This window comes from Mesorhizobium sp. 43Arga (assembly GCF_053714255.1).
This window is the reverse complement of sequence record NZ_JBSKBO010000001.1, coordinates 1,255,183-1,275,529: the sequence shown is the minus strand read 5'-3', so window position 1 is coordinate 1,275,529 and position 20,347 is coordinate 1,255,183. Positions and strand designations below refer to the sequence as shown.

The window sequence follows — 20,347 nt, the reverse complement described above, 5'->3', positions numbered from 1 at the left end:
AATAGCTCTCAAGGCTGGAAATGGCAGTCACTCCTCAGTGGACTGCCTTCCCAAAGAATCCCTTCTCAAATCAACTTCAAGCGCAAAATCGTCATATGCGATTCCCCTGCCGTTTACGGGGAGAGATGTCCGGCAGGACAGTGAGGGGCAGCGCCGACTTTGCGGATTGTCAAAGTCCGTGATGCGGCAGCACCAATGCATGTCGGCCAAAAGTGAGCCGCGACTTGAGACAGCAACGTGCAGAAAACCAAAAAACGACGCCCGGGAAGCCGGACGTCGTTTTGTTTGCGGACCGTTTTCTTGGGAGGGGAAACGGCAGGTCCGCCGCATGTACAGTCGCCGCTTTCGGCGGAAAAGGGTTCGGACGCGGTAGCCGCCTGAGCCCGGGCCGTACGGGTGATGCCCCCATCTCCCGTCCGAACCACACCGCGTCCTATCCTCTTCATAGCAGCGGAAGGCATCGTTGTCATGTTACCAGAGGTTACATGACACTGTTACGTGGCAATTTTCGTGAAAGTCTCAGCCAGCCCGGCAGGGTCCGGGCAACAAAAAAGCCGGATCAGTGAAGATCCGGCTGAGTTTGATTGGAAGTGCCTGTTAAGGCTAACCTCCAGAGGGGAACACTCGAGGGCGCTAATGGGAGGAGAACGCGCCCAGGAGATGATTTATATATGTGCTCAACATGCCCAAGAAACAAGCATCTATTTTGCAACACACGCATGCAAAAAGACATAGGCTGTGGTCCAACCCATTCCAGGAGCCAATAGGACCAGCAGAATTGTCAAAAATGGGGCCCTCAACCGCGCATTCGTCACTACAAAAGCGTGAATCGCCACCGGTTTTCGCCCCAAACGAACAAAATTACGCAATGATGTCGAAGCAGGCAGCAGACGTTCATTTCTGAGGCAATCGGAGAGAGAGCAGCCAATGCGGACGTTTTCGGCGATCGCCGGCAGCACGGCCTTCTTCATCGCGGCACCCGGCGTGGTCGCCGGGCTGGTTCCCTGGCTGCTCAGCGATCATTATCGCCTGCCATGGTCCACCGTGCCGGGCTTTGTCCTTGTCGGCGGCGTCCTCATCGTCGCCGCGGCCGCTGTTCTGCTGCATGCCTTCGCCCGCTTCGCGCTCGAGGGACTGGGCACGCCGGCCCCGGTCGCGCCGACAGAGAGGCTCGTGATCGGCGGCATCTACCGCCATGTCCGCAACCCCATGTATGTCGCGGTGCTATCGATCATCCTCGGCCAGGCGCTGCTGTTCTCGAGCTGGACGCTTGTCGCTTATGCCGTCGTCGGCGCTGTTGTCATGGGCTCGTTCGTCAGGTTCTACGAGGAGCCGACGCTCGCCCGCCGCTACGGCGCCGACTATGAAACCTACCGCAGCAACGTCCCAGGCTGGCTGCCGCGCCTGACGCCGTGGCGGGGTGAACCGGATCGCGGAAGCGGCGCGGTGTGAGGATATGTCGAGATTCAGGTCAGGCCGGCCTCAACTGAATATCGGCATATCCTAAAAGGACCAGCTTCTGGCCTTTGCGATAATGAAGTCGCGGAACACGTGCAGCTTGGCCTGGTTCTTCATCGCGTCGGGATAGGCGAAATAGGTGTCGAAGGACGGCACCTCGGTTTCCGGCAAAAGCTGCACCAGTCCGGAGTCCTTGTTGATCACATAGTCGGGCAGCATGGCGATGCCTGCGCCGCCCTGCACGGCACGCTTGATCGACAGGATGTCGTTGATCTGCAGCGACGGCACACGCTGGCCGCCCTCGAAATCGCCGACCGTCTCCAGCCAGTTCAACTCCGACAGATGCGACGGTACCGGCAGGCCGAAGGTGACGATGCGATGGTTTCTGAGCTCCGAGACCGAGGCCGGCTTGCCGCGCTTGGCGACATAGGAGGGTGCCGCATAGAGGTGGAAATGCACGGTGAACAGGCGGCGCTGGATCAGGTCCGGCTGCTGCGGCTGGCGCAGCCGGATGGCGCAATCGGCCTGGCGCATGGTGAGGTCGAGTTCCTCATTGGCGAGGATCAGCTGCAGGCTGATCTCGGGATAGAGCTCGATGAACTCCTGCACCCGTTCGGTCAGCCAGCCGGCGCCGAGGCCGACGGTCGTCGTCACGCGAAGCACGCCGGAGGGCCGGTCCTTGGTCTCGGTCAGGCGCGACTTGATGGTCTCGAGCTTCATCAGCACGTCATGCGCCGTGCGGAACAGCATCTCGCCCTGTTCGGTCAGCACCAGGCCGCGCGCATGGCGGTTGAACAGCGGCACGCCGACATCGTGCTCGAGCGCACTGACCTGCCGCGAGATCGCCGATTGCGACAGGTGCAATGTCTCGGCCGCGTGCGTAAACGATCCCGCTTCCGCCGCAGCGTGAAACACGCGTAGCTTGTCCCAGTCCAACGCCATGATTCCCCTCGTTCTGTTTGGCGTCTGAATGAAAAATCAGGCTTTTACACGGCGTTTCTAAGCCGTTTTTTAACAGTTTGAAGCGGCCGCTATTCGGCTGCTTCGCGATGCACCTCGATGCCGGCCAGATACTTTTCCGCTTCGAGTGCCGCCATGCAGCCGAGCCCCGCCGCCGTCACCGCCTGGCGGTAGACATCGTCGGTCACATCGCCGGCCGCGAACACGCCAGGCACGTCGGTACGGGTCGAATTCGGCGCCGTCCACAAGTAACCGTTCGGCTTCTGCTTCAGCTTGCCGACGAACAGCTCGACCGCCGGCGCATGGCCGATCGCCACGAACACGCCGTCGACCTTGAGGTGGCTTTCGGCACCGGTCACCGCATGCCTGAGCTTCAGCCCTTCGACCGACGGCGGCAGCGGCGCCTTGCCGGGGCGGCCGGTGATCTCGTCGACCACAGTGTCCCAGATGACGCGGACATTGTCCTTCTGCAGCAGCCGCTCGCGCAGAATGCGCTCGGCGCGGAAGTCGCTGCGCCGATGGATGACCGTGACGCTCTTGGCGAGGTTCGACAGATAGAGCGCCTCCTCCACCGCCGAATTGCCGCCGCCGACCACCGCGACATCCTTGCCGCGATAGAAGAAGCCGTCACAGGTGGCGCAGGCCGAGACACCGAAGCCCATGAAATCCTGCTCGGTCGGAATGCCCAGCCACTTGGCCTGAGCGCCGGTGGCGATGATCAGCGCGTCGGCGGTGTAGGTGGTGCCGGAATCGCCCTTGGCGCGGAATGGCCGCACGTTGAGGTCTACCTCGGTGATGATGTCGTTGATGATGTCGGTGCCGACATGCTCGGCCTGCTTCAGCATCTGTTCCATCAGCCACGGCCCCTGGATGGGATCGGCGAAGCCGGGATAGTTTTCGACATCGGTGGTGATCATCAGCTGGCCGCCCTGCTGCAGGCCGGCAACCAGCATCGGCTTCAGCATGGCGCGCGCGGCATAGACCGCCGCCGTATAGCCGGCCGGACCGGAACCGATGATGAGAACGGGCGCGTGCTTGGTGGTCATCTAAAACCTCTGCGGGGCAGACAGTGCCTTGGGAAAGACGTGGAATTCGCGCTTAATGTAAGGGTTGCCAACCACGCCAGCAAGACGAACGGGCCGTCGTCCCCGGAAAGCTTCGGCCCAAGCGGTTATTCGCGTCATCGCCGCTTTCATTACCATTCAAAAATCGCGTTGATGAGGGCTGGCGCCAACACAAAAGTCGTTTAATTACAAAATCGCGAAAGATTCTTGCGCCGAGCTGAGACCGCCATGCCGCTGAAAGCCGACCTCGACGCCATCGACTGGAAGATCCTGCGCGAGCTGCAGGCGGATGGGCGCATGACCAATGTCGAGCTGTCGAACCGCGTCGGCATTTCGGCCCCGCCCTGCCTGCGCCGGGTCAAGCGGCTGGAGGAGGCCGGCATCATCCGCGGCTACCGCGCGCTGCTCAATGCCCCGGCGCTCGGCCTCGATGTCGTCGCCTTCTGCCTGATCGGCCTGCATCATCAGGCCGATGCCGAACTGCGCACCTTCGCCGAGCGCACGCGCGGCTGGCCGATCGTGCGCGATGCCTGGATGGTCTCAGGCGAATCCGATTTCCTGCTGCACTGCGTGGCAAGCGACCTCGGCGCCTTCCAGACCTTCGTCATCGAGGAACTGACCTCGACGCCGAATGTCGACACGGTGCGCACCGCGCTCACAATCCGCAGGGTCAAGGATGAAGGCCTGGTTTCCTTCGAGCGCCCCTGAGGTCGCGCGAGCGCCTGTACGCAGGCGAATTCCTGGCCTTCGCCACACCGGCGCCGCGTTGGTATTCGACAGACGCTGATGTACAAGGCTGGACGGCTCTCCCGGACTTCGTCGCTTGATTGGTTTCTCAAGCGATTCCAGGAAAAGTGTGTAACGGTTTTCCGCGCGGATTTGCTTGGGTACAGATGGCGAAAGCAGCGTTGCTCTGGGGGCGGCCCGCCATGGGAAGGGGACCATGACTCGATTTGCAAGCCCGGTCTCGGCGCTTATCATCTGCGTGAACGAGGCCGACATGATCGGCCCGTGCCTGGAAAGCATCGACTTCTGCGCCGAGATCATCATCGTCGATTCCGGTTCGACGGACGGCACGATCGAATGCGTGAAAAGCTATATCGCCAAGGGCTATCCGATAACACTCCTGCACAATGACTGGCCTGGTTTTCCCCGTCAGCGGCAATTCTCGCTCGACCACGCGACCCAGCCCTGGTGCCTCTCGATCGACCCTGACGAGCGCGTCGACGACCAGTTGGGGCAGTCGATCGTGGCCATCACGCAGTCGACCGACGACAAGATCGGCGGCTGGTACATCCGCCGCCGCGATTGGCTGAAGGGCTACGGCTATGCGCACCGCTGGGTGCTGCACAACAGGCTGATGCGGCTTTTCCGCCGGGAAGGCGCCACCATAGATCTCACCGCGCGGGTGCACGAAGCCTTCCAGGTGCCTGGCGAGACCGGCACGATCGAAGAGGGTGTCCTGCTGCATCGCCGTGAAATATCGGTCGAGGAGGATCTTGCCCGGGCCAACGCCTATTCCAGCCTCAAAGCCGTCACGCTGGTCGAGAAGGGCAAGAAGCCCGGCCTGGTGCGGCTGGTGCTGTCGCCGCTCGGCAACTTCCTGAAATTCTACCTGGCCAAGCGCTATTTCCTGTGCGGCCGGCACGGCTTCGTATACTCGATGTCGGTGATGATCTATTCCTTTGCCACCGAGGCCAAGCTTTACGAAGCCTCGGAACGCAACGATCCCGTGTGAGCAGGTCGGGCCTGGATCAGGACCTGTTGTCCTGGCCGAGCGTTTCAATGGCTGCGAGCAGGTCACCGAGGTCGCTGCTGTTCCGTAGGGGCCTGATGGCGAAGCCAGGCTGAACCGCCGCCTCGCCGTCGACCAGCCAGCCCTGTGCCAGACCGGCGCGCTCTCCCGCCTGCATGTCGGCCAGCTTGTCGCCGACGATCAGCGAGCGCTGGAGATCGAGCACCAGGCGTTTGCCCGCCTCGACCAGCATGCCCGGATTGGGCTTGCGCATCGGATGATCCGGGATGGCGAGGGGCCCGACACCGGCCTCGTGATAGGCGCAGGCAAGCACCATGTCGACGAACACGCCCTCAGCACCCAACAGGTCGAGCACGCGAGCATTCACCGCGGCAAAGGCGCTCCAGTCGAAATAGCCGCGTGCAATGCCGGACTGGTTGGTGACCACGACAACCGGGATTCCCGCCCGGTTGGCCGCCGCGATCGCCGGCAGTATCTGCGGCCAGAGCTTGATCTCGGCCGGATCGCTTGGATAGTCGGTATCGACGTTGATGGTGCCGTCGCGGTCGAGGAACAGCGCCGGCAGGTGCTGCGGCAAAGGCCGGTTTCCGATCCGCTCGATCCACACGCCCGGCTCGGTCAGCGGGTGTGGCGTCCCTGTCTTGTCAGCCATTGCTGAGACGCGCTTCGACCACTTCGCAGAGATGATGGTAGAGGCACAGATGCCCCTGCTGGATGATCGGCGTCGAGGTCGATGGCACGTTGAGCAGAATGTCGCACAGCGGCTTGAGTTTGCCGCCGGTGTCGCCGGTCAGGCCGATCACCGTCATGTCCATCATCCGCGCCTGTTCGGCGGCGGCCAGGATGCTCGGCGAATTGCCGCTGGTCGAGATCGCCAGAAGCACGCTGCCCGCCGACCCATGCGCCTCGACCTGGCGCGAGAACACCGTGTCGAAGCCGTAATCATTACCCCAGGCCGTCAGCACCGCTGCATTGGCCGGCAGCGCGATGACATTGTAGGCCTTGCGCTCCTTCAAAAACCGGCCGACCAGTTCGCCGGCTATGTGGATGGCGTCGCTCGCCGAACCGCCATTGCCGGCGATCAGCAAGGCCTTGCCCGAGGAGAGCGCCGTCACCACGGCGCTCGCCGCGCGCTCCATCTCGCTTGTCAGGTCACGCTCGACCATCGCCGTGATCGCGGCCGCCGACCGGACCAGATATTTGTTCAGTTCAGACATCAAAACCTCAGCTTGTAGAGCCGGCGCGCAATTTGCCGATGGTGCCGGTGGTGCTCTTGCCGGCGACGAGATCGACCAGCACGACCCGCCCGCCGGCCTTCTGCACCACATCGGCGCCGACCACGCTGTCGATCGTATAGTCCGCGCCCTTGACGAGGATATCGGGCAGCAGCGCCTCGATCAGCGCCAGCGGCGTATCCTCCTCGAAGACAACGACCGCATCGACCGAGGCAAGCGCGGCAAGCACGCAGGCGCGGTCATGCTGGTCGTTGACCGGACGGCCCGGCCCTTTCAGCCGCCGCACCGAGGCATCGCTGTTGAGGCCAAGCACCAGCCGGTCGCACTGGCTGCGCGCCGCATGCAACAGGCTGACATGGCCGGCATGCAGGATATCGAAGCAGCCATTGGTGAAGCCGACGCTGAGGCCCTCTTCCTTCCAGGCCGCCACCATGCGCGCGGCCGACGCGGCATCGAGGATGGCGTCCTTGTGGGCGGTCGGTCCGTGCGAGCGAAACAGCGCGCCGGTAAGCTCCTCGACCGTCAGTCGCGCGGTGCCGCGTTTTCCCACCACGACGCCGCCGGCTGCATTGGCGATCGAGGCCGCCGCGACGGGATCGGCACCCGATGCGAGCGCCAGCGCGAACGTCGCGATCACCGTGTCGCCGGCGCCCGAAACGTCGAACACTTCGCGCGCCTGGGTGGCGATATGGCGCGCCTCGTGCGGGCCGACGACGCTCATGCCCTTTTCACTGCGCGTGGCGACGACGAAGTCGAAACCATGGTCGAATATCAGCTCCCGCGCGGCAGCCACGATCTCGTCATCGGCGAACACAGCATGGCCGACGGCCTCGCCGAGCTCCTTGCGGTTGGGGGTGATGGCGGTCGCGCCGGCATAGCGCGCATAGTCGCGGCCCTTGGGATCGACCAGCACCGGCTTGCCGGTCTCGCGGCAGATGGCGATGAGTTCGGCGGCAACGCCGTCCAGCAGGATGCCCTTGCCGTAATCGGACAGGATGACGATGTCGGCCGCCGCCAGTGCCGTGCGGAAATGCCGGATCAGCCCTGCCCGCTCCGTCTTGTCCAGCGGTTTGATCTCTTCCTCGTCGAAGCGCAGCACCTGCTGGTTGAGCGCACTGAAGCGGCTCTTCGACGAGGTCATGCGGCCACGCTGCTGCGAAAGCCCCGCTGTCTCGGCGCCAAGCTCGCCGAGCATGCGCACCAGGCTGTCGCCGGCAGTGTCCGTGCCGATCACCGAAACCGGAATGGCCCGCGCGCCAAGCGAGACGATGTTGGCCACGACATTGCCGGCGCCGCCCATGGCTGAGGTTTCGCCGCGCCCATGCAGGACAGGGATCGGCGCCTCCGGCGAAATCCGCTCGATGACGCCGTTGACGAAGCGGTCGAGGATAAGGTCGCCGACCACCAGCACGGTGACGCCGCCAAAGCGAGCAATGGCGCGGTGCAGGGGTTCGGGAGAAGGCGGATTGTGCTTGATCATATCACTGGCAATGCGCGGGGAAAAACAGTCGCTGAAACATATAGGGTGTCGGCTGGCGGTCGTTCATGCCTGCCGATATACCGCAATTCGAGCCGGCGCAACGGCGGCGGCGCGTCAGCTCTTCTGCAGGGCAACGTGGACGCCGAGCCCGACCAGCACGGCCCCGCCGGCTCGCTGCACCAGCCGCTGCGCCCGGCTCGAACGCCGCAGCCGGCCGATCACAAGGCCGGCCAGGAACACGCAGACAATGTCGGCCGAGGAGAACATCAGATTGACGATGGTGCCCAGCACCACGAATTGCAGCCACACCGGGAGGGCCGCCGAGGCATCGATGAACTGCGGCAGGAACGCCATGAAGAAGATCGCGGTCTTGGGATTGAGCACCTCGACGGTGATGCTCTCGAAAAAGGCACGGCGGGCGGATTTCCGCTCGATGGCGGGCAGCGCCACGTCGCCTTCCACACGCTTGCGAAACAGCGAGACGCCGAGCCAGATCAGGTAGAGCGCACCGACCAGCTTGACCGCCATGTAGAGCGGCGGCACGGCATGGAACAGCACCGACAGGCCGGCGGCGGCGGCGAAGACATGCACATAACCGCCGAGATGGATGCCAAGTGCGGCGGTCAGTCCCGACCACCGCCCACGCGCCATCGTCTGGGCCGCGGCATAGAGCATGGCCGGACCGGGGATATAGGCGAAGATCGCCGTGGTGGCGAAAAACGCAATGAGCAGTTCGGTCGACGGCATTTTCTGTCCCTTATGATCGGTGCTGACTGAGGGGAAGCTTTGCGGCGCCACTGTGACGTCCGCACCTGCTTTGTCGACAGTCCGGCTAGCCTCCCTTATAAGGACCGGAATCGCAAGCAACCAGAGGCCTTCATGATCATCGTCACGGGCGGCGCCGGCATGATCGGCTCAAACATCGTCGCCGCGCTCAATGCCGAGGGCCATGACGACATCCTCGTCGTCGATGATCTCACCGATGGCCACAAGATCGCCAATCTCGCCGATCTCAGCATTGCCGACTATTTCGACAAGGATGATTTTTTAACCCGCATCGAGGCCGGGGCGCTCGGCCGCATCGAGTCCGTCTTCCACCAGGGGGCCTGCTCGACCACCACCGAGTGGAACGGCAAGTTCATGATGGAGGTGAATTTTGCCTATTCGAAGCGGCTGCTGCATGCCTGCCAGGCGCTGCGCGTGCCTTTCCTCTACGCCTCCTCGGCTTCCGTCTATGGCGGCGGTTCGGAGTTTCGCGAGGAGCCGGCGCTGGAGCGGCCGCTCAATGTCTATGCCTATTCGAAGAAACTGTTCGACGACTATGTCAGGCGCACCGTCTTCGACACCGATCACTCGCAAGTCGCGGGCCTGCGCTACTTCAACGTCTATGGCCCGCGCGAGGCGCACAAGGGCGCCATGGCCTCGGTCGCCTTCCATCTGTTCAACCAGGTGGAGCGCGGCGAGGATCCGAAGCTCTTCGGCGCCTATGACGGCTTCGGCCCCGGCGAACAGAGCCGCGACTTCATCCATGTCGGCGACGTCGCCGACGTCAATCTGTGGCTGTGGAAGCGAGGCTCGAGCGGCATCTTCAACTGCGGCACCGGACGGGCCCAGCCCTTCCGTGCCATTGCCGAAACCGTCATCGACACGCTGGGCAAGGGCGAGATCGAATTCATCCCCTTCCCCGACCACCTCAAGGGCAGCTACCAGAGCTTCACGCAAGCTGATATGTCCCGTTTGCGCGCGGCCGGATATAATGGCCAGTTCCGGACAGTGGAAACCGGTGTCAGAGACTATGTCGAATGGCTGAAAGCCCAACGATCCTCGTGATCGGCCCACGCTGGGTGGGCGACATGGTGATGGCGCAGTGCCTGTTTTCGGCGCTGAAGGAACTCCATCCCAACGCCGCAATCGACGTGCTGGCGCCGGCCTGGGCCGCGCCGCTGGTCAAGCGCATGCCCGAAATCCGCCAGCAGATTGACTTGCCACTGAAGCCCGGCGCGCTCGAATTCACCATTCGCCGCCGCTTCGGCCGCCTGCTGCGCGGCCGCTACGACATGGCCTATGTCCTGCCGGGCAGCTGGAAATCGGCGCTGATCCCTTTCTTTGCCCGCATTCCGCGCCGTGTCGGACATCTGCGCGAGATGCGCTATGGCCTTTTGACCGACATCGTGCCGCTGCCGGACGCCGTGAAACGGCGCACAGCGCAGGCCTATTTCAGTCTCGCCAGGGGCGGCAGTTTTCGCGCGCCCCATCTGACCGTGGATGCCGGCAATCAGGCCGCCCTGCTCGACCGTTTCGGGCTGGCGCCGCGAAAATTCGTGGCCCTTATGCCTGGCGCCGAATTCGGCCCGGCCAAGCGCTGGCCGAGCGAAAGCTATGCCGGCCTTGCCCGCGAGTTCATGGACAAGGGATTGAAGGTCGCCCTGTTCGGTTCGAAGAACGACCGCGACGTCACCGCTGAGATCGCCGCCCTTGCCCCCGGCGTCGTCGACCTCGCCGGCCAGACGCGGCTGGAGGACGCCATCGACCTGATCGCCGCGGCAAGGCTGGCGGTCTCCAACGACAGCGGGCTGATGCATGTCGCGGCAGGCGTCGGGACGCCGATCGTTGCCGTCTACGGCTCGACCTCGCCCGAAAACACGCCGCCGCTGGCGGAGCGGCGTGAATTGGTCTGGCTGCACCTCTCCTGCTCGCCCTGCCATCAGAAGGTCTGCCCGCTCGGCCATCTCAACTGCCTGAAGACGCTGGAAGTCGGCCAAGTCGTGGCAGCGGCGGAACGGCTGCTGAAAATCCCAGCCGCGGCATGAAGGTCCTGATCGTCAAGACATCGTCCATGGGCGACGTCATCCACACCTTTCCGGCCGTCGAGGATGCCAGCCTGCACCGGCCGGACGTTTCCTTCGACTGGTGCGTCGAGGAGGCGTTTGCCGGCATTGTCGCCTTGCACCCGGCTATCGGCAGGATCCATACGGTGGCGATCCGGCGCTGGCGCAAGGCTCTGTTCAAGGACAGCACCTTGCGCGAGGCTGCCGTGCTGCGCCGTACCTTGCGCGAATGCCGCTACGACCTTGTCATCGACGCACAGGGTCTGCTGAAATCAGCCTTGGTGGCGCGGCAGGCGCGCGCGCCGATCGCCGGCTTCGACCGGTCGAGCGCACGCGAACCTTCGGCAACCCTGTTCTATGACGTCACCTACGGCGTGCCGCGCGGCCTGCACGCCATCGAGCGGACGCGGCGGCTGTTCGGGCTGGCGCTTGGCTACCAGCCCGATCTCTCGACGCTCGCATCAGGCATCGTGCCACCACCCGGTGCTCTCGCCGGCATCACCGGAAAAACCGCCTTCCTGTTGCACGGCACCAGCCGCGAGGACAAGAAATGGCCTGTTGAGGACTGGATCGGAACCGCCTGTCTGCTGGTCGAGCGCGGCATGATTCCGGTCACCACCTGGTCGAACGAACGTGAGAAGTCCGTTGCCGAAGCCATCGCCAGGGCCGTGCCGTCCACGGTCGTGGTGCCAAAATCGCCGCTGGCCGACATCGCCGCCATCCTCGGCCGCTCGACGCTGGTCATCGGCGCCGACACCGGCCTGACCCACCTCGCCAGCGCCTTCGGCCTGCCCACGGTTGCGGTATTTTTGGCGACGGAGCCGGGTTTGACAGGCCCGCGCGGGCAATTTGCATCGACACTGCTGGCCGCGCCCGGTGGGCGTGTGACGCCGGCTGAGGTGGTGGCGGAAGTGGAGAGGTTGCTTAATCTTAAATTACAAGGGCCGGCTTAGGACCTTTTCAGAATTCGTTCTGGCGAGTCGAATAGCGTGGTTTTCGAGAACCGGAGCGGAGCGTACTTTAAAGTACATGAGCAAAGGAAGCGCAGAAAACCGCGCTAGTCGGCCGCCAGAGTAGAATTATCGAAAGGTCCTAGATGAACTGCACCTGGACGATCTCGTAACCCCTGGCTCCGCCGGGCGCATTGACCTCGATGGCGTCGCCGACTTCCTTGCCGATCAGCGCGCGCGCGATCGGCGAGGAGATCGAGATGCGGCCGGATTTCACGTCGGCTTCCTGGTCGCCGACGATCTGGTAGGTCTTCTTTTCCTCGGTATCCTCGTCGACCAGCACGACGGTGGCGCCGAACTTGACCTTGTCGCCGCTGAGCTTGGTGACGTCGATCACCTCGGCGCGCGCGATCAGGTCCTCGAGCTCGTTGACACGGCCCTCATTGAGGCTCTGCGCCTCCTTGGCAGCGTGGTATTCGGCATTTTCGGACAGGTCGCCATGCGAGCGCGCCTCGGAGATCGCTTCGATGATGCGCGGCCGCTCTTCCTGCTGGCGCCAACGCAGTTCTTCCTTCAATGACGCGAACCCCTCGCCTGTCATCGGGACCTTGTTCATGATGCCTGACCTTTCCTGCCGCCACCCCCGCGTTTCGGGGAAAGCCTTGTCGTTGGGTACAAAAAGAAAACGGTCCGGCAGCCTCGGGCTAACGGAACCGTTTCACCGCAATTTGGCTCAATATAGCAATCTTCGCGGGTTTTTCACGCCCAAAAATCGGTTTTGCAAAAATCATCCCCGCTTTCACCAGATGAGGAGGCGGCTAATGAGGCGGGAGGCAACAAAAAGCGGCCGCGATCGCTCGCGGCCGCTTCGCTAAGCCCTGGGAGCCTGATCAGCTCCGCATGAAATGGTCGATCTGCTCGGACAGCATGCCGTATTCGCGCGAGCCCTTGCCCGTGCGCTTCTCGATTTCCATCAGCTGCTGCTGGGCGCCGGCCAGGTCGCCGATCTGCAGATGCGCCTCGCCGAGATATTCGCGCACCAGCGTGTAATTCGGGTCGATGCGCAACGCTTCCTCGTAATAGCCGAGGCCGACGGTGACACGTCCGGAATGGCGGTGCGAGTAGCCGAGATAGTTGAGAATGCGCGGATCCTGCTTGTTGGCGGCAAGGGTGAGCACCGAGATCGCCTCGTCATAGCGCCCTGCCATCGCCAGCGCATGGCCGGCATCATAGATGCTGTCGTCGTCCAGCATGCCTTCCTGGGGTGCGACGCACTTTTTCTTCTTCTTGTCCCAGACCTCTCCCTTCTTGCACTGGGTGACAGTCTGGTCGCTGCCACCACTGCTACTGCCGGCGGCGAATACCGGAACAGCCATGAACTGCAGAGCGAGAAGCGCGCTCGCCGCCTGGATCAGCACTCTTTTATGCATTGAAGCCTCCTGGAGGGTTGAGAATGCAACACTAACGCCGCCTGCCGACTGTTTCATCCCGAAAAAAGTAGTCTGGAAGAACATCAGGTGACGGATGCCCGAAATCCGCTATCATCCGGCAAACGACTGACGGAGACGGCCCGTGCAGCGGCGGCTTGAAAAGGACTGGGACCTCTCGATCGGCCCCGACACCGTGCGCCTGTTCATCCTTAAAGCCAAGGCGCTGAGTGCGGCCGTCAACGAGGACTATGCCGACGGCGCCGAGCACGAGATCGAATTCGACGGCGACACGCACGACAATCACCATCATGACGGCCTTGCCGAGGAGAGTTCGGAAAACCTGACCGAAGAGGAACTGCGCGAGCTGATCAACGACCTCAATGTCGATGAAGCCGCCGAACTGGTCGCGCTCGCCTGGGTGGGCCGCGGCGACTACGACGCCGCGGAATGGGTGGATGCGGTGACGGCGGCGCGCGAACGCGCCAACAAGCGCACGGCCAAGTACCTGCTTGGCATGCCGCTGCTCGCCGACTGGCTGGAGGAAGGCCTCGAAGCCATCGGCGCGTAACGCCGCGGTAACCGATTGTGATCGGGGGAAAGCGTCCGTCCAGGCAACTTCGGCATGCCGGCGCCGTTTCGGAGCGATGGCAACGCTGAGCTTTTCCCGACTTTGCACCTTGGCGCTGCCTCTGGCGGCCGCGGTCCTGCTGGCAGCGCCGGCCGACGCCAGACATCGTCACAGGCATCACCAGCCGCTGTCCCCTCGGATGGATCAGCCGTTGACGCAGCGTCTGGACCAGCCGCCGAGGCCGAGGGTCAAACAGCGCGTGAGAGCGCGGGGCAAGCAGCCGCCAAAGCAGACGCCACAGGAAACGCCGGCGCAGCAGACTTCACCAGCCGATATTCCCTTGCCTGAGCCTCGTCCCACGGACGCGCCAAAGGCCGACGCCGCACCGGCGGAGGAGCAAAAGAGCGTCGAAACAAAGGCGCCGGACGCCTCCAACCAGCTCAATGAGGAAAAGTCCCGTCAGGCAAAGCAGGCCCATCCCGGGCCATCGGCCCGCGAACCTTCAGCCCGTGAGTCGTCAACCGAGACCGAAAGCGAGCCGGAGCCGCCAGCCGAGGTGCCGATCCCGACACAAAGACCCGACACCGCGGAACCAGAGGCTCAGCCACCGACTGTTGCGCCACAGCCTCCTGAAAAACCGGCGGATGCCGGCAATGAGAAAATGCTTCCCGATCCGCGCTCGGCCGACCGGCCAGGCGAAAAAATGCCCGCCGGGGAAGTCGCCTGCCGCGACCGGCTGAAGGCGCTCGGCGTCGAATTCGAGGAGCACAGTGCGGAAAGCAATCCCGAAATCGGCTGCTCCATCCCCTACCCCCTGGTGCTGAAGAGCCTTGGCAAGTCGATCGCCATCGCCCCCGACACCGAGCTCAACTGCCCGATGGCCGAAGCGGCGGCGCGGTTTGCCGCCGATGTCATCCAACCGGCGGCGAAGGCCGAATTCGGCGCCGACCTCAAATCGATCGGCCAGGCATCGGCCTTCGTCTGCCGCCCGCGCCACGGCACCAGGAAACTCTCGGAGCACGCCTTCGGCAACGCGCTCGACATCGCCAGCTTCACCTTGTCCGACGGCAGGACGATCGAGGTCGGTCCGACGCCACCGGAGCAGGACGCCAAATTCCTCAACGCGGTGCGCAAGGCCGCCTGCGGACCGTTCAAGACCGTGCTCGGGCCGGGCGCCGACGCCGACCACGCCTTGCACTTCCACCTCGATCTCGAGCCACGCCGGCACGGCGGCACGTTCTGCCAGTAGCTATTATCCCCTCGAGGATCGCCGCATTTCCGCCGCAGGCGTGAATGCGGGCGCTGAGTTTTCCTTTACCCTTGATCGTTAAAATGCCGGATATCCGGCCATGATCCCGAAAATTGGAACCCGGTTTTCGGAAAAGATCATGGCCAGGCAAAAGGTAGAACCTGATCGGGATCAGGTTCGGGGACAGGATTCCGCCAATGGCCGGCAAATTTCGCGCCGTGTTTTCCGCCACCGCGCGCCGATCGAAACCCGTGATGATGCTGGCCGCCGGCCTCACCCTTGCGGCGGTTTCGGCCTGCAACACCGGCAGCGTGCTGTCGTTGCAGCCGGCGGTCGATGTCGGCGCGCAAACCTCGGCCGTGCCGCAATATACGGGCATGCAGCGGCTTGTCCCGTCCAATCCCTACATGACGCAGGCCGCCTATCCGCGCATGGATGAGCCGATGTCGCCGGTCGAGCAGATACCGGCCAGCGAAATCGATTGCCGCCAGCAGCTGAAGCGCCTCGATGTCGCCTATACCGACCTGGCGCCGATCCATGAAGGCCAGTGCGGCATCGACTATCCCGTCAAGGTCACGGCCATCGGCAGTGTCGAGATGAAACCTGCCGCGACGCTGACCTGCGACATGGCCGCCACCTTCGCCGCCTGGACGAAGAACGAACTCGTTCCCTCCGCCCGCTGGCGCTACTTCTCCGGTGTCAGGACCATCCACCAGGGCTCGAGCTATTCCTGCCGCAACATCGCCGGCGAAGGTGTTTTGTCCGAGCACGGCAAGGGCAATGCGCTCGACGTCATGAGCATCGAACTCAACAATGGCGACGACATCGACGTGCGCAAGCCCGGCCTCTTCGCCTTCCGCACGCGCGGCTTCCTCAACAATGTGCGCGCCGATGGCTGCCAGTATTTCACCACCGTGCTCGGCCCCGGCTACAATTACGACCACCGCAACCATTTCCATTTCGACATCAAGAATCGCAGGAACGGTTACCGCGCCTGTCGCTAGCATCGGCGCACCGGCCCCTCTGCCAGCGGCACGCGACTGCGCATAAAGTGACGCCGGAACGGGCGGGCGACGGCATATGAGCCAGCGAAGTATTCGGCGACGCATTGCGACCTGGGTATTGGCCCTGCTGGGCGCCTGGCTGGCGCTTGCCTATCTCGCCGCGCCGGAATTCTGGACGTTCCGCGAGCGCGGCTTTCGCGACCAGCGCTTCGAAATGGTGACGCACACGCCGCAAGGCATTCCGGGTGACCCGATCAATGTCGGTCTTGTCGGCACAGAGAAAGAGGTGGTCCATGCCTTCGCCGTCGCCGGCTGGGACACCGCCGACGCCGTCACCTTGAGAACCGCCATCGACATCGGCGAAAGTGTGTTGTTTTCCCGCCCCTATCCCGATGCGCCGATGAGCCGCCTGCTGTTCGAGGGCCGCGCCCAGGATCTCGCTTTCGAAAAGCCTGTCGGCGACAGCGCCGACCGGCGCCATCACGTCCGTTTCTGGCGGACCGACACGGTCGGCGACGACGGCCGCCCGCTCTGGCTGGGGGCCGCAAGCTTTGATCGCGGCGTCGGCCTCAGCCACGACACCGGCGCCATCACCCATCACATCGGTCCCGACATCGACGCCGAACGCGACTTCCTGATCGGCGACCTCAACGCGGCCGGTCTGCTGGCATCGACCAGCGAAATGGCGGGCATCGGCGCCACCATGACCGGCCGCAATGGCGGCGGCGATCCCTATTTCACCGACGGCAAGGCAATCATCGGCGTGCTGAAGCAGCCGCAGTGACCGGACGGCGAGGTCACGTCGTGCTGATCACGATCTTGCCGAACGGCCCCTTCTCGAGATGCTCAAGGGCCTGCGGCACCTCGTCAAAGCCAAAGACCTTGTCGATGACCGGCTTGATGCCGAGCGCCTCGATCGCCTGGTTCATCCGCTCGAAGGACCGGCGATGGCCAATTGACAGGCCCTGCACGACAATGCGGTTGCGCATGAATGGCACGATCGGGAAATTGAGCTCCATCGCGCCCAAGAGGCCGATGACCGACAGCCGGCCGCCCGCGGCCAGAGCGTTCAGCGATCGCCGCGCATTGTCGCCGCCGACCATTTCCAGAATATGGTTCACGCCCAGCCCGTCGGTCAGTTCACGCGCGGCTTCGTCCCATGCGGGCCGGGTGCGATAGTTGATCATCTGCCAGGCGCCGAGCTTTTTTGCCCGCTCAAGTTTCTCGTCGCTGCTCGAGGTGACGATGGCGCGCAGGCCGAACGTCCTCGCGAACTGCAGCGCAAACAGCGACACGCCGCCAGTGCCCTGGATGAGGATGGTCTGGCCCGCCACCGGCCTTGTCGCCTCGGCCATCGCAAACCAGGCGGTTAAGGCCGCGATCGGCAGCGTCGCTGCCTCGATATCGCTGAGCGATGGCGGCGCCAGCACCGCGGCGTCCTCGCCGAAGACCACATGATCGGAGAGCATGCCCGGCAGCGAGGACCCCAGCGTATGCTTGTGCAGCACGGGCGGCGCGTCGCCATCCGGCCAGTCGGCGATGACCTGGCCGAGCACACGCTGCCCAACCTGGAAGCGGCTGACCGCGCCGCCGACAGCCACGATCTCGCCCACGGCATCCGATGTCGGCACAAAGGGAAAGGCAAGATCAGGGATCAGCGTGCCCTCGACGATCAGTCTGTCCTTGTAGTTCAGCGACACGGCTTTCGTGCGCACCAGAAGTTCGTGCGGCCCGGGTTGCGGCATCGTGCCCGTCACCTGGCTCAGCCTGGACAGGCCGAAACCGCTCATCTGCCAGGATCGGTTGATTTGGGTGCTCATCTAGCTCGCGCTCCATAATTAGTGGTCCGCGAGACATTTATGCTTTTCGACTATGGAAAATAGAGCTCCCATGCGGCATATCTTACGACTGATTGAGGATAAAAATTCGCCAATTGGAACCGTCATGGAACCGTCCGACCTGCAAGGCATCGTCGCATTCGTCCAGGCCGTGGAGGCCGGCAGCTTCACCGGCGCCGGCGAGCGGCTGCATGTGACGAAGTCGGCGATCGGCAAGTCGGTCGCCCAGTTGGAGCGGCGGCTCGGCGTTCGCCTGCTCAACCGCACCACCCGCAGCCTCAGGCCGACCAGCGAAGGCGCAAGCTACTATGAGGCCTGCGTCAGGGCGTTGGCCGAGATCGAGGCGGCGCAGTCGCTGCTCGCCGCGCGCCGGCAGGTCCCGTCCGGCCGGCTGCGTGTCGACGTTCCGCTCGCCTTTGGCCGACGCTGCGTCGCACCCGTCCTGTTCGAGATTTCCAGGAAATTCCCCGAACTCACGGTCGAAATCTCCTTCAACGACCGCCGCGTCGACCTGATCGAGGAAGGCATCGACCTCGCCATCCGCATGGGAGAACTGGACGACAGCCTGTCGCTCGCGGCCAGACGCATCTATGCCCAGCGCTCGGCCATCTGCGCCGCTCCCGCCTATCTCGAGGAACACGGCAGGCCGCTATCGGTCGAGGATCTCGCCCATCACAGCGTCATCGGCTACGGCCGCGAGGGCGTCGTCCGCCCCCGGGTGATCAGACATAGCGACGGCCGTCAGACGACCTTCGCACCCAAGGCGAGGCTTGTCCTCGGCCATGGCGAACCGATGCTCGACGCCGCCCTTGCCGGCTGCGGCATTGCCTTCTTGCCGACCTGGCTGGCAGCCGACAGCCTCAGGCATGGCGACCTCGAAATGGTCCTGTCGGACTGTGTGGTGGAAAACATCGTCGTGCACGCCGTCTGGCCGGTCGCGCGCGCGCTCACGCCAAAAGTGCGTGTTGTCATCGACGCGCTCGTCGAACATTTTTCGGCCCCGGCCTGGGACAATGCCTGAAAGACAGGCGCCATCTTCTAGAAATGGCCAGTGCATGTCACCCAAAACTGGTCCCGGTTTTGGGATAATCACATGCATCGACACAAAGACTGAAAGCGCGGCGCGTGTAATCCGTTTGCACTCGACGCGCTTTCACTATTTTCGAGCGCCCCGCCGCAATGCTATTGAGCCCTCATGCTATACGTCGAAATCGCTATCGTGGTCGTCCTCATTTGTGTGAACGGCCTTCTGGCAATGTCCGAACTCGCCATCGTTTCATCACGCCCGGCACGGCTGAAGGCGATGATCGACCGTGGCGTCAACGGCGCCGGCCGGGCGCTGGATCTTGGCTCTAATCCCGGCAAGTTCCTGTCCTCGGTGCAGATCGGCATCACGCTGGTCGGCGTGCTTTCCGGCGCCTTCTCCGGCGCCACGCTGGGCGACCGGCTGTCCGTATTCCTGGCCTCGACGGGCATGCGCGAAAGCGTGGCCGATCCGCTCGGCGTCGGCATTGTCGTCGCCATCATCACCTATTTCTCGCTGATCGTCGGCGAACTGGTGCCCAAGCAGATCGCGCTGCGCGACCCCGAGCGCGTCGCCGCACGCGCTGCCCCGGCCATGACCATCCTCGCCACCGTCTCGGCGCCCCTGGTGTTCCTGCTCGACATTTCCGGCCGCGCCATATTGTGGCTGCTTGGCCAGCGCGGCGAAAGCGAGGAGAAAGTCACCGACGAGGAGATCAAGATGCTAGTCGCCGAGGCCGAGCATCACGGCACCATCGAATCCGACGAGCGGCGCATGATCGCTGGCGTCATGCGGCTTGGCGACCGCGCCGTGCGCGCGGTGATGACGCCGCGCACCGAGGTCGACTGGATCAACCTGCAGTCCGACGACACGACGATCCGCAAGCTGCTCATGGAAACCCAGCATTCGCGCCTGCCGGCGGGCGACGGCGGCGTCGATGTCATGGTCGGCGTCGTCCAGACACGCGACGTGCTGGCCGCGATCCTTGCCGGCCGCACGCTCGACCCGCGCAAGCATGTGCGCGCCGCCCCCATCGTCTACGACCAGGCCGACGCGCTCGACGTGCTGCACAAACTCAAGGAATCCGACGTGCCGATGGCGCTGGTGCATGACGAATACGGCCATTTCGAAGGCATCGTCACGCCCGCCGATATTCTCGAAGCCATCACCGGCGTGTTCCGCGCGGACCTCGATGCCGGCGACGAGGAAAACGCCGTCAAGCGCGAGGACGGCTCGTGGCTGCTCGCCGGCTATATGCAGGCCGACGAGATGGCCGAGATTCTGGGCTTCGACCTGCCCGAGAACCGCGACTACGAGACCGTCGCCGGCTACGTGCTGTCGCACATGCATCACCTCCCGGCGACCGGCGAATGCGTCGACGCGCAAGGCTGGCGCTTCGAAGTGGTCGACCTCGACGGCCGCCGCATCGACAAGCTGATCGCCACCCGCCTGCCGGGAACCCACCGCGAGGCGGTGCGCTGATTGTTTGAATGTCGGCTTTGC

Annotated in this window: 21 protein-coding genes; 12 read left to right on the top strand and 9 right to left on the bottom strand. The window is 63.8% G+C overall.

The annotated features are described in order from the left end of the window. Positions 1–927 precede the first annotated feature (927 nt). Positions 928–1,452 carry a methyltransferase family protein gene (locus tag ACWGS8_RS06330; RefSeq protein WP_454580093.1) on the top strand — a complete coding sequence of 175 codons (525 nt, stop codon included), beginning with the start codon at positions 928–930 and terminating at the stop codon, positions 1,450–1,452. Positions 1,453–1,503: 51 nt separating this feature from the next. On the opposite strand, the gene ACWGS8_RS06325 is transcribed toward ACWGS8_RS06330, so the two are convergent. Continuing rightward, positions 1,504–2,400, bottom strand: coding sequence for a LysR family transcriptional regulator (locus ACWGS8_RS06325; protein ID WP_454580092.1), 897 nt, complete (start codon positions 2,398–2,400; stop codon positions 1,504–1,506). A gap of 89 nt (positions 2,401–2,489) precedes the next feature. After that, the gene (trxB, locus tag ACWGS8_RS06320; protein ID WP_454580091.1) at positions 2,490–3,464 is read right to left on the bottom strand and encodes a thioredoxin-disulfide reductase; all 975 of its coding nucleotides are present in this window, start codon (positions 3,462–3,464) and stop codon (positions 2,490–2,492) included. 246 nt (positions 3,465–3,710) lie between these two features. On the opposite strand from trxB, the gene ACWGS8_RS06315 reads away from it, so the two are divergent. Together ACWGS8_RS06315 and ACWGS8_RS06310 are read left to right on the top strand one after the other, a co-directional pair. Beyond that, positions 3,711–4,190: an Lrp/AsnC family transcriptional regulator gene (locus ACWGS8_RS06315; RefSeq protein WP_454580090.1), complete on the top strand. Its 480-nt coding sequence runs from the start codon at positions 3,711–3,713 to the stop codon at positions 4,188–4,190. 235 nt (positions 4,191–4,425) lie between these two features. After that, complete coding sequence (locus ACWGS8_RS06310; RefSeq protein ID WP_454580089.1) at positions 4,426–5,220, top strand: glycosyltransferase family 2 protein; 795 nt, start codon at positions 4,426–4,428, stop codon at positions 5,218–5,220. A 16-nt stretch (positions 5,221–5,236) separates the two neighbouring features. Here ACWGS8_RS06310 and gmhB read toward each other — a convergent pair whose 3' ends face one another. The 4 genes from gmhB to ACWGS8_RS06290 form a co-directional block, all read right to left on the bottom strand. Continuing rightward, positions 5,237–5,890 (bottom strand): D-glycero-beta-D-manno-heptose 1,7-bisphosphate 7-phosphatase, encoded by a 654-nt coding sequence (gene gmhB / locus ACWGS8_RS06305; protein WP_454580088.1) that lies wholly within the window; start codon positions 5,888–5,890, stop codon positions 5,237–5,239. Continuing rightward, positions 5,883–6,455 carry a D-sedoheptulose-7-phosphate isomerase gene (locus ACWGS8_RS06300; protein WP_454580087.1) on the bottom strand — a complete coding sequence of 191 codons (573 nt, stop codon included), beginning with the start codon at positions 6,453–6,455 and terminating at the stop codon, positions 5,883–5,885. The genes gmhB and ACWGS8_RS06300 overlap by 8 nt, the downstream gene beginning before the upstream one ends. 7 nt (positions 6,456–6,462) lie before the next feature. Beyond that, a complete protein-coding gene (rfaE1, locus tag ACWGS8_RS06295) occupies positions 6,463–7,953 on the bottom strand; it encodes a D-glycero-beta-D-manno-heptose-7-phosphate kinase (protein WP_454580086.1) in 1,491 nt (496 codons plus the stop codon). Between the two features lie 114 nt (positions 7,954–8,067). After that, a complete protein-coding gene (locus tag ACWGS8_RS06290) occupies positions 8,068–8,700 on the bottom strand; it encodes a LysE family translocator (protein WP_454580085.1) in 633 nt (210 codons plus the stop codon). 132 nt (positions 8,701–8,832) lie between these two features. Between ACWGS8_RS06290 and rfaD the strand changes: the two genes are divergently transcribed. From rfaD to waaC, 3 genes are read left to right on the top strand one after another with little or no spacing between them, the layout of a single operon-like run. Next, complete coding sequence (rfaD, locus tag ACWGS8_RS06285; protein ID WP_454580084.1) at positions 8,833–9,783, top strand: ADP-glyceromanno-heptose 6-epimerase; 951 nt, start codon at positions 8,833–8,835, stop codon at positions 9,781–9,783. Continuing rightward, positions 9,756–10,763: a lipopolysaccharide heptosyltransferase II gene (waaF, locus tag ACWGS8_RS06280; protein ID WP_454580083.1), complete on the top strand. Its 1,008-nt coding sequence runs from the start codon at positions 9,756–9,758 to the stop codon at positions 10,761–10,763. Before rfaD ends, waaF begins: the two co-directional genes overlap by 28 nt. After that, complete coding sequence (gene waaC, locus ACWGS8_RS06275) at positions 10,760–11,734, top strand: lipopolysaccharide heptosyltransferase I (RefSeq protein ID WP_454580082.1); 975 nt, start codon at positions 10,760–10,762, stop codon at positions 11,732–11,734. The genes waaF and waaC overlap by 4 nt, the downstream gene beginning before the upstream one ends. A gap of 139 nt (positions 11,735–11,873) precedes the next feature. Here waaC and greA read toward each other — a convergent pair whose 3' ends face one another. Both greA and ACWGS8_RS06265 read right to left on the bottom strand, forming a co-directional pair. Continuing rightward, complete coding sequence (gene greA / locus ACWGS8_RS06270; RefSeq protein WP_008877613.1) at positions 11,874–12,347, bottom strand: transcription elongation factor GreA; 474 nt, start codon at positions 12,345–12,347, stop codon at positions 11,874–11,876. A gap of 274 nt (positions 12,348–12,621) precedes the next feature. Next, positions 12,622–13,161, bottom strand: a complete 540-nt coding sequence (locus tag ACWGS8_RS06265; RefSeq protein WP_454580081.1) for a tetratricopeptide repeat protein — start codon at positions 13,159–13,161, stop codon at positions 12,622–12,624. A gap of 142 nt (positions 13,162–13,303) precedes the next feature. Here ACWGS8_RS06265 and ACWGS8_RS06260 point away from each other — a divergent pair, with 142 nt between their 5' ends. From ACWGS8_RS06260 to ACWGS8_RS06245, 4 genes are all read left to right on the top strand, one after another. Next, a complete protein-coding gene (locus tag ACWGS8_RS06260; RefSeq protein WP_454580080.1) occupies positions 13,304–13,729 on the top strand; it encodes a DUF3775 domain-containing protein in 426 nt (141 codons plus the stop codon). Between the two features lie 199 nt (positions 13,730–13,928). Further along, positions 13,929–14,978, top strand: a complete 1,050-nt coding sequence (locus tag ACWGS8_RS06255; RefSeq protein WP_454580127.1) for an extensin family protein — start codon at positions 13,929–13,931, stop codon at positions 14,976–14,978. A 197-nt stretch (positions 14,979–15,175) separates the two neighbouring features. Then, positions 15,176–15,982, top strand: coding sequence for an extensin-like domain-containing protein (locus ACWGS8_RS06250; RefSeq protein ID WP_454580079.1), 807 nt, complete (start codon positions 15,176–15,178; stop codon positions 15,980–15,982). 76 nt (positions 15,983–16,058) lie between these two features. Further along, positions 16,059–16,766 (top strand): LssY C-terminal domain-containing protein, encoded by a 708-nt coding sequence (locus ACWGS8_RS06245; protein WP_454580078.1) that lies wholly within the window; start codon positions 16,059–16,061, stop codon positions 16,764–16,766. 13 nt (positions 16,767–16,779) lie between these two features. Here the strand turns inward: ACWGS8_RS06245 and ACWGS8_RS06240 are convergent, their stop codons facing one another. Further along, positions 16,780–17,802: a zinc-dependent alcohol dehydrogenase family protein gene (locus ACWGS8_RS06240; RefSeq protein ID WP_454580077.1), complete on the bottom strand. Its 1,023-nt coding sequence runs from the start codon at positions 17,800–17,802 to the stop codon at positions 16,780–16,782. A gap of 124 nt (positions 17,803–17,926) precedes the next feature. Here ACWGS8_RS06240 and ACWGS8_RS06235 point away from each other — a divergent pair, with 124 nt between their 5' ends. Together ACWGS8_RS06235 and ACWGS8_RS06230 are read left to right on the top strand one after the other, a co-directional pair. Then, on the top strand, positions 17,927–18,841 hold the full coding sequence (locus ACWGS8_RS06235; RefSeq protein WP_454580076.1) for a LysR family transcriptional regulator: 915 nt from the start codon (positions 17,927–17,929) through the stop codon (positions 18,839–18,841). Between the two features lie 174 nt (positions 18,842–19,015). Then, the gene (locus ACWGS8_RS06230; protein WP_454580075.1) at positions 19,016–20,326 is read left to right on the top strand and encodes a hemolysin family protein; all 1,311 of its coding nucleotides are present in this window, start codon (positions 19,016–19,018) and stop codon (positions 20,324–20,326) included. The last annotated feature ends 21 nt before the right edge of the window (positions 20,327–20,347 follow it).

Coding starts and splice junctions, on each gene's coding strand:
- ACWGS8_RS06315 (WP_454580090.1), top strand. CDS start 3,711: ATGCCGCTGAAAGCCGACCTCGACGCCATCGACTGGAAGATCCTGCGC.
- ACWGS8_RS06290 (WP_454580085.1), bottom strand. CDS start 8,700: ATGCCGTCGACCGAACTGCTCATTGCGTTTTTCGCCACCACGGCGATC.
- trxB (WP_454580091.1), bottom strand. CDS start 3,464: ATGACCACCAAGCACGCGCCCGTTCTCATCATCGGTTCCGGTCCGGCC.
- gmhB (WP_454580088.1), bottom strand. CDS start 5,890: ATGGCTGACAAGACAGGGACGCCACACCCGCTGACCGAGCCGGGCGTG.
- ACWGS8_RS06310 (WP_454580089.1), top strand. CDS start 4,426: ATGACTCGATTTGCAAGCCCGGTCTCGGCGCTTATCATCTGCGTGAAC.
- ACWGS8_RS06255 (WP_454580127.1), top strand. CDS start 13,929: ATGGATCAGCCGTTGACGCAGCGTCTGGACCAGCCGCCGAGGCCGAGG.
- ACWGS8_RS06325 (WP_454580092.1), bottom strand. CDS start 2,400: ATGGCGTTGGACTGGGACAAGCTACGCGTGTTTCACGCTGCGGCGGAA.
- ACWGS8_RS06230 (WP_454580075.1), top strand. CDS start 19,016: ATGCTATACGTCGAAATCGCTATCGTGGTCGTCCTCATTTGTGTGAAC.
- rfaD (WP_454580084.1), top strand. CDS start 8,833: ATGATCATCGTCACGGGCGGCGCCGGCATGATCGGCTCAAACATCGTC.
- ACWGS8_RS06330 (WP_454580093.1), top strand. CDS start 928: ATGCGGACGTTTTCGGCGATCGCCGGCAGCACGGCCTTCTTCATCGCG.
- ACWGS8_RS06265 (WP_454580081.1), bottom strand. CDS start 13,161: ATGCATAAAAGAGTGCTGATCCAGGCGGCGAGCGCGCTTCTCGCTCTG.
- waaC (WP_454580082.1), top strand. CDS start 10,760: ATGAAGGTCCTGATCGTCAAGACATCGTCCATGGGCGACGTCATCCAC.
- rfaE1 (WP_454580086.1), bottom strand. CDS start 7,953: ATGATCAAGCACAATCCGCCTTCTCCCGAACCCCTGCACCGCGCCATT.
- ACWGS8_RS06240 (WP_454580077.1), bottom strand. CDS start 17,802: ATGAGCACCCAAATCAACCGATCCTGGCAGATGAGCGGTTTCGGCCTG.
- ACWGS8_RS06300 (WP_454580087.1), bottom strand. CDS start 6,455: ATGTCTGAACTGAACAAATATCTGGTCCGGTCGGCGGCCGCGATCACG.
- ACWGS8_RS06235 (WP_454580076.1), top strand. CDS start 17,927: ATGGAACCGTCCGACCTGCAAGGCATCGTCGCATTCGTCCAGGCCGTG.
- greA (WP_008877613.1), bottom strand. CDS start 12,347: ATGAACAAGGTCCCGATGACAGGCGAGGGGTTCGCGTCATTGAAGGAA.
- ACWGS8_RS06245 (WP_454580078.1), top strand. CDS start 16,059: ATGAGCCAGCGAAGTATTCGGCGACGCATTGCGACCTGGGTATTGGCC.
- waaF (WP_454580083.1), top strand. CDS start 9,756: ATGGCTGAAAGCCCAACGATCCTCGTGATCGGCCCACGCTGGGTGGGC.
- ACWGS8_RS06250 (WP_454580079.1), top strand. CDS start 15,176: ATGGCCGGCAAATTTCGCGCCGTGTTTTCCGCCACCGCGCGCCGATCG.